The following is a 15,234-nucleotide window of genomic DNA, read 5'->3' on the forward strand; positions in this document are numbered from 1 at the left end:
AGATGTGGATGATACCACCCTGCTGAGCCTCGAATTGCAAGGGCTGGCCTATGTCGATACCGCCCGGGAGCGGCAGTGGCTGCAGGCGTTGAACCGCTGGCCCTTGCTGGCCGAACTGGAGCAGCCGGCTGCCGAGGAGCCCGGGATGCTGGGGAGGGTATCTTGATTTCGCTGAGCCTGTGCGGAATACGGGGCGGAGTGGGCACTACCTCCTTGCTGGCGGCCATGGGGCATGCGCTCAACCGCCTGAACCAGCGGGTACTGCTGGTGGAGTTGTGCCCCGAAAACGTGCTGGGCCTGCATTTCAATCTGGCCGCCCGCGAGACCGAAGGCTGGGCCCGAGCCATGCTGGATGGGCAGGACTGGCACCGGCAGGCCTGGCAGCTGTCGCCGGGCTTGTGCCTGTTGCCCTATGGCCGGCTGGATGAGGCCGAACAGCTGAGGGTGGAGCAACGGTTGTTGGCCAACCCGTGGGAGTGGAACAAGCGACAGGCGCAGCTGGCCGGCCAGTTCGACTGGGTGCTGTTCGACCTGCCCCAGCGCCTGCCCGGGCATGTCGGCAGCATTCGGGGCGATTTCTCGATCCGGGTGCTGGCTCCCGATATGGCCTGCCATGTTCTGCTGCAGCGGCAAGGGAGAGAGGGCTTCCTGTTGGTGAATGGTTACGACTCCGCCAGCCGTTTGCAGCAGGATCTGCTGTTGGTGTGGCGGCGGCATCATGGTGAACGGGTGGTGCCCGTGGTGGTACACCAGGATGAAGCCATGGGGGAAGCCCTGGCCTGCAAGCAAAGCGTCATCGGCTATGCGCCCCAGAGCCTGGTGACGGAAGATGCCATCAGCCTGGCTACCTGGTGCCTGAGCCGACGGCGGGAGGTGGCATGTTAGCCCGGTATTTCCCTTATGGCGATTTGCGACGGCAGCGGGGCGCCGGGCCCGCCACGGCCCTGTTATTGGCCGGCTGTCATGCCTTGGCCTGGCTGTTTTTGCGCCTGGAACAACCGGGGTGGCGCCAGGTGAGGGAGCAAATGAGCCTGTGGTTTCCGCATCTGAGCCGGCAGCGGCCCCGGCCGGGCGATCCCCTGCGCTATCTGATCCAGGGGATCTGGTTGCTGCTGGTGGCGCCGGGGCCGGAGCGGCGCCACTGGCCGTTCCGCCCCGGCTGGCGTCGGCTGACGGCGCTGTACGGGCGCCTGGCGACGGCCGTGCGCACAGGGATGACATCCATTCCTACGCCTGCCGCCGGCCATCTGCCGCGGCGAGGTGACCGGTACGGATGGCCCGAGTTACCCCCCAGGATGCGGCCCTGGCTTTACGGCGCTCTGGGCATGGTCGCCGTGCTGCTGGCCGGGCTCTGCGTGACCCAGCCGCTCGGTTATGCCGCCCAGTTGCTCTTCGTGGTGCTGTTGTGGGGGATGGCCATGCTGGTACGGCATCTGCCCGGTCGTTTCCCGACTCTGCTGATGATAGTGCTGTCGACGCTGATCTCCTGCCGCTACCTGTGGTGGCGCTACAGCTCGACCCTGAACTGGAACAGCTCCCTGGACTTGACGCTGGGTCTGATCCTGCTGGCGGCGGAAACCTATTCCTGGCTGTTGCTGGTGCTCGGCTATGTGCAGACCTGCTGGCCGTTGCGGCGCAAACCGGCGCCGCTGCCGAGTGATACCCGCCGCTGGCCCAGCGTCGACGTGATGATCCCGACCTACAACGAGCCTCTGGCGGTGGTGCGTACCACGGTGTACGCCGCGCTGGGGATCGACTGGCCCGGGGACAAGCTGCGCATCCACATCCTGGATGATGGCCGGCGTGAGGAATTCCGCCGTTTCGCCGCCGAGGTCGGCGTGGGCTACATCACCCGGCCCGACAACCGTCATGCCAAGGCGGGTAACCTCAACCATGCCCTGGGCTGTACCGACGGTGAACTGGTGGCGATATTCGACTGTGATCACGTGCCGGTACGCTCCTTTCTCCAGCTGACGGTGGGCTGGTTTTTGCGTGATCCTCGGTTGGCGCTGGTGCAGACGCCCCACCATTTTCTGTCGCCGGACCCCTTCGAGCGCAACCTCGGGCTGTTCCGGCGGTCGCCCAACGAAGGGGAGCTGTTTTACGGTCTGGTACAGGACGGCAATGACATGTGGAACGCCACCTTTTTCTGTGGCTCCTGCGCCGTGTTGCGCCGTACCGCCCTGGAGGAGGTCGGCGGGGTGGCGGTGGAAACCGTGACCGAGGATGCCCATACCGCCCTGCGCATGCATCGGCGGGGCTGGAATTCGGCCTATATCCGCATCCCCCAGGCAGCGGGACTGGCGACCGAGAGCCTCTCTGCCCATGTGGGCCAGCGCATCCGCTGGGCCCGCGGCATGGCCCAGATTTTCCGGATCGACAACCCGTTGCTGGGGCGGGGCCTGAGCCTGTTCCAGCGACTGTGCTATGCCAATGCCATGCTGCATTTTTTGGCGGGCCTGCCGCGCCTGGTGTTTCTGCTCGCCCCCTTGGCGTTCCTGCTGCTGCACTCCTACATCATCTACGCTCCGGCGTGGATGATAGTGCTCTACGTATTGCCGCACATGCTCCACTCCAGTCTGACCAGCGCCCGGATGCAGGGCCAGTACCGCCGGACCTTCTGGGGCGAGGTCTACGAGACGGTGCTGGCCTGGTACATCGCCCGGCCGACCACGGTGGCCCTGTTCAACCCATCCAAAGGCAAGTTCAACGTCACCGCCAAGGGCGGGCTGATGGAACACAACCAGTTCGACTGGGTGATTGCCCGGCCTTATCTGGTACTGGCGATGCTCAACCTGTTCGGCCTGGGATTCGCCGTCTGGCGATTCTATAGCGGACCCCAGAACGAACAGGGAACGGTGCTGCTCGCCTCGCTCTGGGTGCTGTATAACCTGCTGATCATCGGCGCGGCCATGGCCATTGCCGCCGAGGTCAAGCAAGTCAGGCAAAGCCACAGGGTGCAGATCAGGCTGCCCGCCGGGATAAGGCTGACCAGTGGCCACCTTTATCCCGGGGTGCTGCTCGATTACTCCGACGGTGGCGTGGCCGTGGAACTCCCTTCCGCCCTGCTGTTGCCGGTGGGCTCGGTGGTGTCGCTGCTGCTGTATCGGGGCGAGCAGGAATTCCAGTTTCCCGGCGTGGTGAGCCGGGAGCGGGGCGGGGTGGCCGGGATCAGCCTGGGAAGCCTGAGCCGACAACAGAAGATCGATTTCGTCCAGTGTACCTTCGCCCGGGCCGATGCCTGGCTTAACTGGCTGGACGACAGGGGGCCGGAACGCCCGCTGCAGAGCTTTATGGCGATGATCCGGGTCGGTGGCCAAGGCTACTGCCGTCTCTACCAGTTCATGCCGTCCTGGCTGCACCTGCTGCTCAGCCCGTTGCTGCGGCTGTTGGCCTGGCTGGGGAGCTACCTGCCGCGCTGGCCCGTGCCCATGCCGTCATCATCCACCTCATCAAGGGAAAGCCACTCATGAGCCGATATCGTCACGCTTCGCTCCTGCTCCTTGGCCTGCTGGCCATGGGCCGCCTGAATGCCAGTGACACTTCCGCCGGCGTCGAGCCGCCGGCCCCGGGAACGGTACCCAGCTGGACGGTATCGCGCACCTTCGGGCAGTTGGATCAACCGAAAGACCAACTGCTGTTCGGGCACCAGAACAGCCGGCAGATAGAGTTCACCCTGCGCCGGGATCGCATCGCCAGCGAGGCCCAGTTGACACTCGATTATACTCCGTCCCCCGCCTTGCTGCCGAACCTGTCGCACCTGCGCGTTTACCTGAACGAGGTGCTGATGGGAACGGTGACGATTGAAAGCGAGCAGCTGGGAACCCGGAACCGTCACCAGATGGCGCTGGATCCCCGGCTGATCAGTGATTTCAACCGGGTGCGGATAGAGTTTGTCGGCCATTATCAGGACCTCTGTGAAGATCCGGGACACAGTGCCCTGTGGTTGAACCTGGCGCAGGACAGCCACATCAGCCTGCGTGAGCAGGCCCTGGTATTGAGCAACGATCTGGCGTTCTTCCCGCGGCCCTTCTTCGATGAATGGGACGGCGACAAGACCAGGGTCAATATGGTGTTTGCCGCCGATCCCAGCCTGGGGGAGCAACGGGCGGCCGGGATCCTGGCCTCCTACTTCGGCAGCCTGGCGGGCTGGCGGGGGACCGAGTTCCCGGTGTGGTTCGATGATCTGCCGGGCGCCGGCCCGGAGCCCGGGGTGACCCCTTCGGTGGTGTTTGCGACCAACGACCGGCGACCCGCCGCGGTGGCGGTGCTGGAGCGCTTCCTGCCGGTGACGGCGCCGGAAGTGGCACTGATCGATCATCCGGCCGATCCCTTCAGCAAGGTATTGCTGGTACTGGGCCGCCACGACGAGGATCTGGCCGTGGCGGCCAGGGCCCTGGCGCTGGGCGGCAAGCTGTTGCGCGGTGACCGGGTGAGGGTGCATGAAGCCCAGCCGTTGCAGCCTCGCCGGCCTTATGACGCGCCGAACTGGATAGCCACCGACCGGCCGGTGAGCTTTGCCGAGCTGATTTCCTATCCGGAGCAATTGCAGGCCCATGGCCCTCGGCCCCGGCCGATCACCCTGGAGGTCAACTTGCCGCCGGATCTGTTCGTCTGGCGCAACCAGGGGATACCGCTGGAGACCAAATATCGTTACACCCCGCCTACGGTGGAGGACGAGTCACGCCTGAGCATCAGCCTCAATGAACAATTCATCACCAGCCTGCCGCTGTCGGACAACAGCCACGGCCGGCTGGAGAGCCTGGGCCTGGCGGTCGCCGCCCGGGAAACGGCCAATGCCAGCAACAAGCTGCTGGTGCCGGCGCAGAACATGGGGGCGAAGAATCGACTCCGTTACGACTTCAGCTTTGCCAGCACCTTCGGCGGCGCCCAGCCGGATCGCTGCCAGACGGTGCTGGCGGTCGATACCCGGGTGCTGATCGACGAAAGCTCGACCATCGATCTGTCCGGTTACCATCATTTTATCGCCATGCCGGATCTGGCGGCCTTCGCCCGTGGCGGCTTTCCGTTCAGCCGCATGGCGGATCTGTCGGAGACCCTGGTGCTGATGCCGGCAACAACGACCGCGACCCGGCTCGGTACCTTGCTGGAGACCCTGGCCGGGATCGCCGCCGAAACCGGCTACCCGGCCCTGGCGCTCAGGCTCAGCGACGACTGGAACGAGGCGCGGGAAGCCGATGCGGACCTGCTGGTATTCGGGGCCCTGCCGGAGGCGCAGGGGGCCGACGTCGAGCTGGCCGACGTGCTGCAAAAGCCCGGTGCCTGGCTGTTGCAGGGCGCGACATCGGCCCCGCAGGCAAGACAGCAGGGAAGGGGACGCCTGGAGCAGGATGGGTTTCCGCCCGAAGCCCGAGTGGAGGTCAGCGCCCGGGGGCCCCTGGCGGCCATCGTCGGTATGCAATCCCCCTATGCGGCGCAGCGCAGCATAGTGGCCCTGCTGGCCAACGACGAAGCGGATTTCCGGTTGTTGCGTGCCACCCTGGGCGACAGCAGCCGCCTGGCGGCGGTGTCGGGCTCGGTGGCGCTGATCCGCGCGAGTGGGGTGGAGAGCCAGCTGGTGGGGGGGCAGTACTATGTGGGCTATCTGCCCTGGTGGCTTAAGATCTGGTTCCTGCTGTCCAATCACCCGGTGCTGTTGGCCGGTTTGACGGTGCTGTGCACCCTGCTGGCGGCCTTCCTGCTGTGGCGAGCCCTGCGCTGGGCGGCGCACCGCCGTCGGCATGAGGCGTAAGTCATGAAAGCGGCGCTGCTCCTGCTCATGCTGCTGGCGATGCCGGTCTCGGCACAGGAGCCGCGATGCGTCTGGCCGGCCTGGGAGCGGTACAAGGCGGCCATGATGACCGAGGATGGCCGCATCATCGACCATTCCTCACCTCGGGCCATCACCACTTCCGAAGGGCAGAGCTATGCCATGTTCTTTGCCCTGGTGGCCGATGACCGGCACAGCTTCCGGCGGTTGCTTGACTGGACCATCGACAACCTGGCCGGCGGCAACTTGAGCCGGCGATTACCGGCCTGGCTGTGGGGCCGGGACGAAGCGGGACGGTGGAGGGTGCTGGATGACAACAATGCCAGCGACTCCGATCTGTGGATAGCCTACAACCTGCTGGAAGCCGGTCGCCTCTGGCAGGAGCCGGAATACAGCCGGTTGGGCACCGAGTTGTTGTGGCGTTCGGCCGCCCAGAGCCTGCGCATGCTGCCCGGACTGGGCCTGGCATTGCTGCCCGGCACCCTCGGCTTCGAGTCGGCGGAGGGCTGGCGGCTCAATCCCAGCTACCTTCCTCCGCAGTTGCTACAGCGCTTTGCCGCCCAGTCCCGGATCTGGGCGGAACTGGCAGAGACCAGCCGCCGGCTGCTGCTGGAGGGGGCTCCCCGGGGCCTGGCGCCGGACTGGCTGCGGTGGCAGGCCGGCGGGGGAGTGGCGGAGGCCGCCGATCTGGCCGTCGGCAGCTATGATGCCATCCGGGTTTACCTGTGGCTGGGCATGCTGGATGAACGCACCCGCGGCGCGAGCGAGTTGCTGGCGCATTTCACGCCGATGCTGGAGCACACCACCGCCGCCGGGTGGCCACCCGAGCGGGTGGACCGGCTGAGCGGCCGGGCCAGCGGTACCGGCCCGGCGGGGTTTTCCGCCGCCCTGTTGCCGATGCTCAGCCGCGACGGGCGTTTCGAGTCGGTATTGCAACGCCAACTCGAGCGGCTGCGTACCGCACCGCCGGAAGCCGATGCCTACTATAACCAGTCGTTGCTGCTGTTCGGCCTGGGCTGGTACCAAGGACGTTACCGTTTCGACCAGGAGGGCCGGCTGCAGCCGGCGTGGGACAGCCTATGCGAACAATAGCCCTATTCCCCGCTTGTTTGGTACTGCTCAACACCCTGGCGGTGGCGCAGCCCGTTTCACCGGAACAGCAGCGGGACTGGCTGCTTGAGCGGCTGCGCACCGGCCAGGCGATCTATCGGGACGACATAGTGCGCGATGCCCTCGGGCGGCTCGAGCTGATTGCCCCGGACCATCCCGACGTGGTGCTGACCCGGCTGTCGATGCTGTTGCAGGCCGGAAACCGGCAGGAAGCCGAGCAACTGCTGCATGATCTGCGCCGGAGGGGCGCGGATGGCCGCCTGCTGAGCCGGGGCGAGGCGCTCCTGACGCTGCACGACCGGGATGGCCAGCTCCAGTTGCAGCAGGCGCGCCTGCTGGCGGCCAGCGGCCAGACGGACAAGGCCGTGGCACAGTATCAGGCCTTGTTCGGGGGCGAGCCGCCCGACTTTGCGCTAGCGCTGGAGTATTGGGGGGTATGGAGCGCCGTGGAAGGTCGGCGGTCCGCTGCCGTGGCCGAGTTGCAGGCACTGGAGCAGCGTTATCCGGGCAACATAGAGCTGCGTAAGTTGTTGGTCAGACTTCTTTTTTCTGAAGAGCGACCCGACGAGGCCCTGGCCCTGCTGGGGAAACTGGCGACGAATCCGGATGCCCGCGACAGTGCGGCGGAAACCGAGTTCGGTTACCTGCAAGAGTTACCGATCGGCCAGGAAAGCGTGCAGGGGTGGGAACGCTTTCTGCGGCGTTATCCCGATTCCCCCCTGGTGTCCTCGGCCAGCGAGCGGCTGCAGCAGCAACAACGCCTGCTGGCCGATCCGGCCTGGCAGGCTGGCCTGCGGGGAAGGACACTGGTGGAGGCCGGGCGCCATGCCCAGGCCGAGGCGCCGTTGCGCCAGGCCCTGCGTCGCTACCCCGAGGAGGCCGGTCTGCACGGCGTCCTGGGACAGGTGCTGATCCAGCAAGGCGACTATCAGGCGGCCGCCAGCGCCCTGGCCGAGGCGCTGCGGCTGGAACAGGACGGCTCTCTGATCAGCAAATGGCAGGATCTGCACAACTATAGCCAGAGCCTGATCTGGCTGCAGCGGGGGGATGCGGCGCTGGCCGCGGGCCAGCATGAGGAGGCCCGGCAGGCCTACCAGCGGGCCCGTGGACTCAGGCCCGGGGATATCGAGGGCCTGCTCGGCCTGGCCGATATCGCCCTGGCCCAGGGCGACGACCGGGCGGCGGAGCGATGGCTGCAGCAGGCGCGGCGGGAGCGGCCCGACCATGACAAGCTGCTTTATGCCCTGGTCGACTTTTACCGGGAACGAGCGCCCGAGCAGGCGCTGGCGGTGCTCGATGCCTTGCCGCCGGCACGGCGCCAGGATTTTGCCGAGTTACGCAATCGCGTACAGCTGGACTGGCTGGAGCGGCAGATAGCGGCCGCGCTGGCCGGTGATGACCGGAAAGCGGCCATCGCCTTGCTGCAACAGGCGGTGGCACGGGCCCCGTCCGACCCCTGGCTGACCTATCGCCTGGCGAATCTGCTGGTGGAGCAGGGTCGGGTGAGCAGCGCCGACGATCAGTTTGTCCGGTTGCTGACCTGGTCGGGCGGCGGACCGGAGGTGCGCTATGCGCATGGCCTCTACCTCTCCGCACAGGAGCGGGATCCGGAGGCGCTGGCGACGCTGCGGGCGGTTCCCGGGGAAGAATGGGATCAGGCCATGCGGGATCTGGCCGCACGGCTGGAAGGCCGGCAGCGCCGTACCCGGGCCCAGGCCCTGCGCGATGCCGGCGACGGCGAGGCGGCCGAGGCGTTGCTGCTGGCGCAGCCGGGGTCGGAAGAGCGGCTCATGCTGGCCGACTGGGCTTACCAGGATCGCCGCTACCCGGACGCCATGCGGCACTATCGGGAAGCCCAGCAACTGGCGCCCGGCAGCGTGGAGGCGGTTCTGGGACAGGCCGAAACCCACTGGGCGCAGGGCCAGACCGACGCGGCCCGGCTGCTGCTGGCGCGGCTGGAATGGCCGGCCGATGCCGGCCTTAACGCCCGTCGCCGCCATGCCAACCTGCTGGCGGCGACCGGAGACGGGGAGCAAGCGGAGCAGGTATTTGCGCAACTGCTTGCCACCGAGCCGGACGAGCCCCTGCTGTATCGGGACGCGGCCCGCTGGCGGGCGAGCCGGGATCCGCAGCAGGCCCTCGATATGTATGCGCGCGGCCTGGTCGCCGCCGGGCTGTTGGCGCCGACGCAGGCCGATTCCCGTGACGATCGGGCCTTGACCCGGGCAAGCCGGCCCCGGGACCAGGACGGTTGGCTCGAATCCAGCCTGAGGGCGGACGTGGAGCGGTTATACCTGCAGCAGTCCCCGACCGTCCAACTGCAGCACAACCTGGGCTGGCGCACCGACAACAATCCCTCCGGGGTGTCCGATCTGCGTCTGCAGACCAGCATGCTGCGTATCGAAGTCCCCCGGGGGACGGGGCGCTGGTTGATGCAGGCCGAGCGGGTCCAGCTGGAGCCGGGCCGTCCGGAGGCGCGCGACAAGTTCGGCAGCTGCAACTACAGCCTGGCCGGCTGTCGATTCGACGGACTCGACACGACCGGCGCCGGGCTGGCGGTGGGGTGGGAAGGGGAGCGCTGGTCCTGGGACATCGGCCATACCCCCTTTGGCTTTGAGCTCGCCAGCTGGCTGGGCGGGGTGAATTACCAGGGCGACTGGCGCGACTGGGGATACCGCTGGACCCTGTCGCGCCGGCCCATGAGCAATTCGCTCGTTTCCTATGCGGGGGCGGTGGATCCCGTGACCGGCACCGCCTGGGGGGGGGTGACCGCCAACGGCGTGACGCTGGGGCTCAGCCGGGATAAGGGCGAGGCCGACGGCATCTGGTCCAGCCTGGGTGCCCACAGCCTGCGTGGCCAGAACGTGGACTCCAATTATCGGCTGAGCGCCATGGGCGGCTATTATTACCGCCTGGTCGACAAGGCGGACGAACGGCTGAGGGCCGGCGCCTCCCTGATGTATTGGCATTATGACAAGGACTTGAGCGAAGACACCCTGGGACAGGGTGGCTACTACAGCCCCCAGCAGTATCTGTCATTCGGCCTGCCGCTCGGGTATGCCCGGCGTGGCGATGACTGGTCGGTGGCGCTGGAAGGCACCCTGAGCTGGTCGTATGCCAAGTCCGACGGCGGGGATGCGCTCTATCTGGGCGATACCGCCGCCCGGATACTGCAGGCCGGCGCCAGCCCCGATCCGCAGGCGGATCAGTTCAATGACGCCGCCAGCAGCAGTGGCCTGGGAGTGCGGCTGCAGGGGCGGGCGGAGCGCAGGTTGAGCGACCACTGGATACTGGGGGGCGGCATCAGCTGGCAGCACAGCCGCAACTATGCGCCGGGCCAGGCCTTTCTCTACCTGCGCTACAGCTTCACCCCCTGGCAGGGCGGCCTGCCGCTGCCGGTAGAGCCCGCCACGCCCTACGCCGACTGGCGTTAGGTGCTCCGTCCGGCGGAACGAGCCGGTGACAGGCGGGGATCCGGGGTTGGAGTAACGGCTGAGCCGCCGCTCGACGGCTATACCGCAACACCCGCCGGCGCCGTCCGCGCGGCCTGACTCAGACCGCGGTAGCTGCGCCGGGCGGCCTGCGGTGACAAGCCTGGTCCGGTTCGCGGTCCCACCACCTCATGGGGAAAGCAGACCTTGTCCTCATTTGATGGGTGACCCGCCGGCTCATCGGCACGCTGGTCACGATTCAATCTTCCCACGGGCCGTGCCAGACATCGCTCAGCTCGCCACAACGGATGCAGGTAAACCCCGGCTGGCTCTCGAGCCACTCGCGGGCGCATTCGCGATCTGCCTCACCGAGCGTACCCCGCGCAAAGCGGGAGAGATATCCCGACAGGATATCGGAGCCTTCGCCCCCGCCCCCGCCAAAACCCCAGTCCCGGGACTCGACAAATTCAATCCAACGATCAAGGGCTTCATCCAGGGTGTAACGCTGACTATCGAAGCGGAAGGTGATGGCAAAGCCAAGCTCCCGAAACTCACCCACGCGCAGTTTTTTGCGCAGGCGACGGGAGCGTTTTTTATGTAGGTCGGATTGCTGCAATGTCATGTTAATAGCCTTGTTCCTGTGTAGTCCGGCTCCGCCGAACTGAGGCAGTAGTGGTATTCGAGGGGGATTATTGCCCTCATTGTGTTTGAAGGTAAAGAGCATGGCAGTCGGATGATGACTGGGGGAAACTCAATGGGAAACCAAGAGAGTAGCAATAAAAAGCCCTTGTAAAACAAGGGCCGGATTGAGCAGATAACGCTTGGCGAGGCATCACTCGATATTCTGGATCTGCTCCCGCATCTGCTCGATAAGCACCTTCAATTCTACCGCCGAGGCGGTGATGTCGGCGTTGATCGACTTGGAGCCCAGGGTGTTGGACTCTCGGTTGAACTCCTGCATCATAAAGTCCAGCCGCCGGCCGCAGGCGCCGCCTTTCTTGAGGATCTTGCGGGTTTCGGCGATGTGGGCGCCGAGGCGGTCCAGCTCTTCGGCCACGTCCACCTTCTGCGCCAGCAGCACCATTTCCTGCTCCAGCCGCTGCGGATCCAGCTCGAGTCTGGCCTCTTCGAAGCGCTCCTGCAGGCGCTGGCGTTGCCAGGCGAGCACGTCGGGCATATGGGTCTTCACCTTGGCCACTTCCTGCTCGATGCCGTCAAGCCGCTGCTCGATCAGCGCTCTCAGCTTGTCGCCTTCGCTGGCCCGGGCGGCGAGGAAGTCGTCGATGACCTGGTCAAGGCAGGCGAGCAGGGCGTTGCTGAGCGCGTCCATGTCCTGGGCCTGAGCTTCCATCACCCCGGGCCAGCGCAGTATGTCCAAGGGGTTCATGCTGCCGTGGCCGGCTTTTTCCATCACCCAGGTGGCGCCTTCGATCAACTGCTCGGCCAGGGCCTTGTTCATCTGCAACTGGCCCTGGTTGGCCAGGTTGGATTCGAAGCGCAGGCCGCATTCCACCTTGCCCCGTTGCAGCCGGGCCCGCAGTTTTTCCCGCACCAGGGGCTCCAGGCCGCGGAACTGCTCGGGCAGGCGGGTGTAGGTTTCCAGGTAGCGCTGGTTGACCGAGCGGATTTCCCACACGGCGGTGCCCCAGTCTTGCTTGAATTCCTGACGGGCATAGGCGGTCATGCTGTGGATCATGGGGTTCTCATCTGGTAATTGGGCCTCATACCCAGAGTGTGACACAGGGTGGGGCCGGCGCCAATGGCGGACGGCATGCAATGGCCGCCCGCTTTCTCTATAATGGCGCCACTTCGCCCGCCGGGCGAGGCCCGCTTTTCACCCCACTTGGAGGATCCCATGTCAACACGAGCCTGCGGACGCGCGCCCGATCAAATCCGGCCGGTCACCATCACCACCAACTATACCCGTCACGCGGAAGGCTCTGTGCTGGTGGAGTTCGGCCATACCAAGGTGCTGTGCACCGCCACCGTGGAAACCGGGGTGCCCCGCTTCCTCAAGGGCAAGGGCCAGGGCTGGGTGACGGCGGAATACGGCATGCTGCCCCGCTCTACCCACAGCCGGATGCAGCGGGAGGCGGCCAAGGGCAAGCAGGGGGGACGCACCATGGAAATCCAGCGGCTGATCGCCCGCTCCCTGCGGGCGGCGGTGGATCTCAAGGCCCTGGGCGAGTACACCATCACCGTGGACTGCGACGTGCTCCAGGCCGACGGCGGCACCCGTACTGCCTCCATCACCGGCGCCTGCGTGGCCCTGGCCAACGCCCTGCAATGGATGCAGGAAAAGGGCATGATCGCCACCCATCCCCTCAAGACCCTGGTGGCCGCCGTGTCGGTGGGCATCGTCGACGGTCTGGCGGTGACGGATCTGGAATACACCGAGGACGCGGCGGCGGAAACCGACATGAACGTGGTGATGACCGCCGAGGGCAAGATGATAGAGGTGCAGGGCACGGCGGAAGGCGAGCCCTTCAGCCACGAAGAGCTGCTGGCCATGCTGGCCCTGGCCCGACAGAGCATTGACGAGCTGGTGGAGCACCAGCGCCGGGCCATTGCCGGTTAAACCGCGGGTCTTTACGACACTGATGTCAGGGGGGCGGGCTCGATAAGCAGACCCTCTGTAAACAACCCATATTGCGGAGAGCAGAATGAAAGCCTACCAGCGTGAGTTTATCGAGTTCGCCATGAGCAAGTCCGTGCTCAAGTTCGGCGAATTCACCCTCAAGTCCGGGCGCAAGAGCCCCTATTTCTTCAATGCCGGCCTGTTCAACAGCGGCCGGGATCTGGCCCGGCTGGGCCGTTTCTACGCCGCGGCCCTGGTGGATGCGGGGGTGGAATTCGACGTCTTGTTCGGTCCCGCCTACAAGGGCATTCCCATCGCCAGCGCCACCGCGGTGCAACTGGCGGAGGTGCACGACCTGGACGTGCCCTATTGCTTCAACCGCAAGGAAGCCAAGGATCACGGCGAAGGCGGCAACCTGGTGGGCAGCCCGCTTGCCGGGCGCATCATGCTGGTGGACGACGTGATCACCGCCGGCACCGCCATCCGCGAGTCCATGGACATCATCCAGGCCAACGGCGCCACCCTGGCCGGGGTGCTGATCGCCCTGGACCGCCAGGAAAAGGGCAAGGGCGAGCTGTCCGCCATCCAGGAAGTGGAGCGGGACTACCAGGCCCGGGTCACCGCCATCATCACCCTGGCGGATCTGATCGACTACCTGGGTGAAAAGCCGGAGATGGCGGAGCACCTGGAGCGGGTCCGGGCCTACCGGGAGCAGTACGGGATCTAATAAAAAAGCCGCTGAAAAGCGGCTTTTTTGTGGCTGAAGGCGGCGGAGTCAGGCAACTTCCCGCTTCAGCCGCTGGGGTTCCTTCTGGTGCAGGTGCACGTCCATCTGCGGGAAGGGGATGCCGATGTCGTTGGCGTCCAGCTCGTTCTTGATCTTTTCCAGCAGATCGAAGCGGGTGTTCCAGTAATCCTCCGCCTGCACCCAGGGGCGCACGATAAAGTCGACGGAGGAGGCGCCCAGGTTGTTCACCGCGATGCGGCACTCGGGCTCTTTCAGGATACGGCTGTCCTCGTTGACGATGCGGGTGAGCACTTCCTTGGTCTTCTTCAGGTCGGCGCTGTAGGAGACGCCGATCACCAGGTCGATGCGGCGGGTTTTTTCCTTGGAATAGTTGATGATGTTGTCGTTGAGGATCTTGGAGTTGGGCACCACTATCATGCGGTTGTCCGGGGTCAGCAGTATGGTGGTGAAGATCTGTACCGAGTGCACGGTGCCGGCGGTGCCGGCCGCCTCCACGTAGTCGCCGGCCTTGAAGAAGCGGAAGCCGATCAGCAGCACGCCGGCGGCGAAGTTGGACAGCGAACCCTGCAGCGCCAGGCCCACGGCCAGACCGGCGGCACCGACGATGGCCACGAAGGAGGCGGTCTGCACTCCCACCCGGCTCATGGCGGCGATGATCACGAAGGCGAGCAGGCCGTACTTGAGCAGGCTGGTGACGAAGTCGGAGATGGTGCTGTCGACCTTGCGCGCCTTGAGTACCCTGTTCAGGCCGCCGGTCAGCATGCCGACCGCCATGAAACCGATGAGCAGGGTGAGCAGGGCGGCGGCGATATTCACCGAATACTCGATGATCAGCCCCTGGTTGTTGACGATCCAGCTCTGGGCCTCGTTCAGCATGTCGGTATTGAGCAATTCTGTATCCATAAACGTGCCTCTCTCGTTATTGTTGCTGTGGTCGCGCCCTTGCCGGTGATGGTGGCGGCAAGGGCGGGGGAGCAGTGACGGCGGGCGTCAGGCGGCCACGGCCAGCTGCCGGTGCAGCAATTGCCAGTGACTGTCGAAGTTGTGGGTGGGTTTGACGCGGAACTGGCTGCGAACATACTGGTTGATGCGACCTTCCGCATAGGCCAGCAGCAGGTTGGCCAGCACCGTCTCGTTTTCGGCGAAGCCTTCGCCCTCGTACAGCCGGCGCTCGCGCATCACCTGCTTGAGCTGGGTTTCCAGCCGATCGAACAACTGGTTGATGCGCACCAGCAGCCGCTCATGCTCGCCCTGCAGGGCGTCGCCGTTGAGCAGGCGGGTGATGCCGGGGTTGCGTTCACAAAAGCCCAGTACCAGTTGCAGTATGTAGCGCAGGCGCAGGGCGCTGTCCTTTTCATCCTGAAGAATGAGATTGATCCGGGAAAACAGGGTTTCCTCAATGAAGTCGATCAATCCCTCAAACATCCGGGCCTTGCTCGGAAAGTGGCGGTAAAGCGCCGCTTCCGACACGCCCACCGCCGCCGCCAGCTTGGCGGTGGTGATCCGCTGCCCCGGACTGGTTTCCAGCATGTGGGCCAGGGCCTGCAGGATTTGTTCACGACGGTTTTTCTTGTTCTGGGTATTGGCCATAGGCGCA

General features: G+C 65.5%; 12 protein-coding genes. 8 read left to right on the top strand and 4 right to left on the bottom strand.

Annotation, left to right across the window (positions count from 1 at the left end; translation table 11 throughout):
* The first annotated feature begins 4 nt into the window (after nucleotides 1–4).
* From ACT7DK_RS01165 to bcsC, 6 genes are read left to right on the top strand one after another with little or no spacing between them, the layout of a single operon-like run.
* Nucleotides 5–166 (top strand): hypothetical protein, encoded by a 162-nt coding sequence (locus ACT7DK_RS01165; protein WP_445395503.1) that lies wholly within the window; start codon nucleotides 5–7, stop codon nucleotides 164–166.
* Nucleotides 163–885 carry a cellulose biosynthesis protein BcsQ gene (gene bcsQ / locus ACT7DK_RS01170; RefSeq protein WP_445395505.1) on the top strand — a complete coding sequence of 241 codons (723 nt, stop codon included), beginning with the start codon at nucleotides 163–165 and terminating at the stop codon, nucleotides 883–885. Before ACT7DK_RS01165 ends, bcsQ begins: the two co-directional genes overlap by 4 nt.
* The gene (gene bcsA, locus ACT7DK_RS01175; RefSeq protein ID WP_445395507.1) at nucleotides 879–3,473 is read left to right on the top strand and encodes a UDP-forming cellulose synthase catalytic subunit; all 2,595 of its coding nucleotides are present in this window, start codon (nucleotides 879–881) and stop codon (nucleotides 3,471–3,473) included. The genes bcsQ and bcsA overlap by 7 nt, the downstream gene beginning before the upstream one ends.
* A complete protein-coding gene (gene bcsB / locus ACT7DK_RS01180; protein ID WP_445395509.1) occupies nucleotides 3,470–5,752 on the top strand; it encodes a cellulose biosynthesis cyclic di-GMP-binding regulatory protein BcsB in 2,283 nt (760 codons plus the stop codon). Before bcsA ends, bcsB begins: the two co-directional genes overlap by 4 nt.
* A gap of 3 nt (nucleotides 5,753–5,755) precedes the next feature.
* Nucleotides 5,756–6,862: a cellulose synthase complex periplasmic endoglucanase BcsZ gene (gene bcsZ / locus ACT7DK_RS01185; protein WP_445395511.1), complete on the top strand. Its 1,107-nt coding sequence runs from the start codon at nucleotides 5,756–5,758 to the stop codon at nucleotides 6,860–6,862.
* Nucleotides 6,850–10,314: a cellulose synthase complex outer membrane protein BcsC gene (gene bcsC / locus ACT7DK_RS01190; protein WP_445395513.1), complete on the top strand. Its 3,465-nt coding sequence runs from the start codon at nucleotides 6,850–6,852 to the stop codon at nucleotides 10,312–10,314. Before bcsZ ends, bcsC begins: the two co-directional genes overlap by 13 nt.
* A gap of 256 nt (nucleotides 10,315–10,570) precedes the next feature.
* Here bcsC and ACT7DK_RS01195 read toward each other — a convergent pair whose 3' ends face one another.
* Both ACT7DK_RS01195 and ACT7DK_RS01200 read right to left on the bottom strand, forming a co-directional pair.
* Complete coding sequence (locus ACT7DK_RS01195) at nucleotides 10,571–10,933, bottom strand: 50S ribosome-binding protein YggL (RefSeq protein ID WP_445395515.1); 363 nt, start codon at nucleotides 10,931–10,933, stop codon at nucleotides 10,571–10,573.
* 210 nt (nucleotides 10,934–11,143) lie between these two features.
* Nucleotides 11,144–12,007: a YicC/YloC family endoribonuclease gene (locus tag ACT7DK_RS01200; protein ID WP_445395517.1), complete on the bottom strand. Its 864-nt coding sequence runs from the start codon at nucleotides 12,005–12,007 to the stop codon at nucleotides 11,144–11,146.
* 159 nt (nucleotides 12,008–12,166) lie between these two features.
* On the opposite strand from ACT7DK_RS01200, the gene rph reads away from it, so the two are divergent.
* Nucleotides 12,167–12,889 (top strand): ribonuclease PH, encoded by a 723-nt coding sequence (gene rph, locus ACT7DK_RS01205; protein ID WP_445395519.1) that lies wholly within the window; start codon nucleotides 12,167–12,169, stop codon nucleotides 12,887–12,889.
* An 85-nt stretch (nucleotides 12,890–12,974) separates the two neighbouring features.
* A complete protein-coding gene (pyrE, locus tag ACT7DK_RS01210; protein ID WP_445395521.1) occupies nucleotides 12,975–13,616 on the top strand; it encodes an orotate phosphoribosyltransferase in 642 nt (213 codons plus the stop codon).
* 48 nt (nucleotides 13,617–13,664) lie between these two features.
* On the opposite strand, the gene mscS is transcribed toward pyrE, so the two are convergent.
* Both mscS and slmA read right to left on the bottom strand, forming a co-directional pair.
* Nucleotides 13,665–14,540, bottom strand: coding sequence for a small-conductance mechanosensitive channel MscS (gene mscS / locus ACT7DK_RS01215; protein WP_445395523.1), 876 nt, complete (start codon nucleotides 14,538–14,540; stop codon nucleotides 13,665–13,667).
* A gap of 87 nt (nucleotides 14,541–14,627) precedes the next feature.
* Entirely contained in the window at nucleotides 14,628–15,227 is a 600-nt protein-coding gene (gene slmA / locus ACT7DK_RS01220) for a nucleoid occlusion factor SlmA (protein WP_445395525.1), read from the bottom strand.
* Nucleotides 15,228–15,234: the final 7 nt, after the last annotated feature.

The sequence above is a fragment of the Zobellella sp. An-6 genome (assembly GCF_052487945.1).

Coding starts and splice junctions, on each gene's coding strand:
- mscS (WP_445395523.1), bottom strand. CDS start 14,540: ATGGATACAGAATTGCTCAATACCGACATGCTGAACGAGGCCCAGAGC.
- ACT7DK_RS01200 (WP_445395517.1), bottom strand. CDS start 12,007: ATGATCCACAGCATGACCGCCTATGCCCGTCAGGAATTCAAGCAAGAC.
- slmA (WP_445395525.1), bottom strand. CDS start 15,227: ATGGCCAATACCCAGAACAAGAAAAACCGTCGTGAACAAATCCTGCAG.
- bcsZ (WP_445395511.1), top strand. CDS start 5,756: ATGAAAGCGGCGCTGCTCCTGCTCATGCTGCTGGCGATGCCGGTCTCG.
- bcsA (WP_445395507.1), top strand. CDS start 879: ATGTTAGCCCGGTATTTCCCTTATGGCGATTTGCGACGGCAGCGGGGC.
- rph (WP_445395519.1), top strand. CDS start 12,167: ATGTCAACACGAGCCTGCGGACGCGCGCCCGATCAAATCCGGCCGGTC.
- bcsB (WP_445395509.1), top strand. CDS start 3,470: ATGAGCCGATATCGTCACGCTTCGCTCCTGCTCCTTGGCCTGCTGGCC.
- bcsC (WP_445395513.1), top strand. CDS start 6,850: ATGCGAACAATAGCCCTATTCCCCGCTTGTTTGGTACTGCTCAACACC.
- pyrE (WP_445395521.1), top strand. CDS start 12,975: ATGAAAGCCTACCAGCGTGAGTTTATCGAGTTCGCCATGAGCAAGTCC.
- ACT7DK_RS01195 (WP_445395515.1), bottom strand. CDS start 10,933: ATGACATTGCAGCAATCCGACCTACATAAAAAACGCTCCCGTCGCCTG.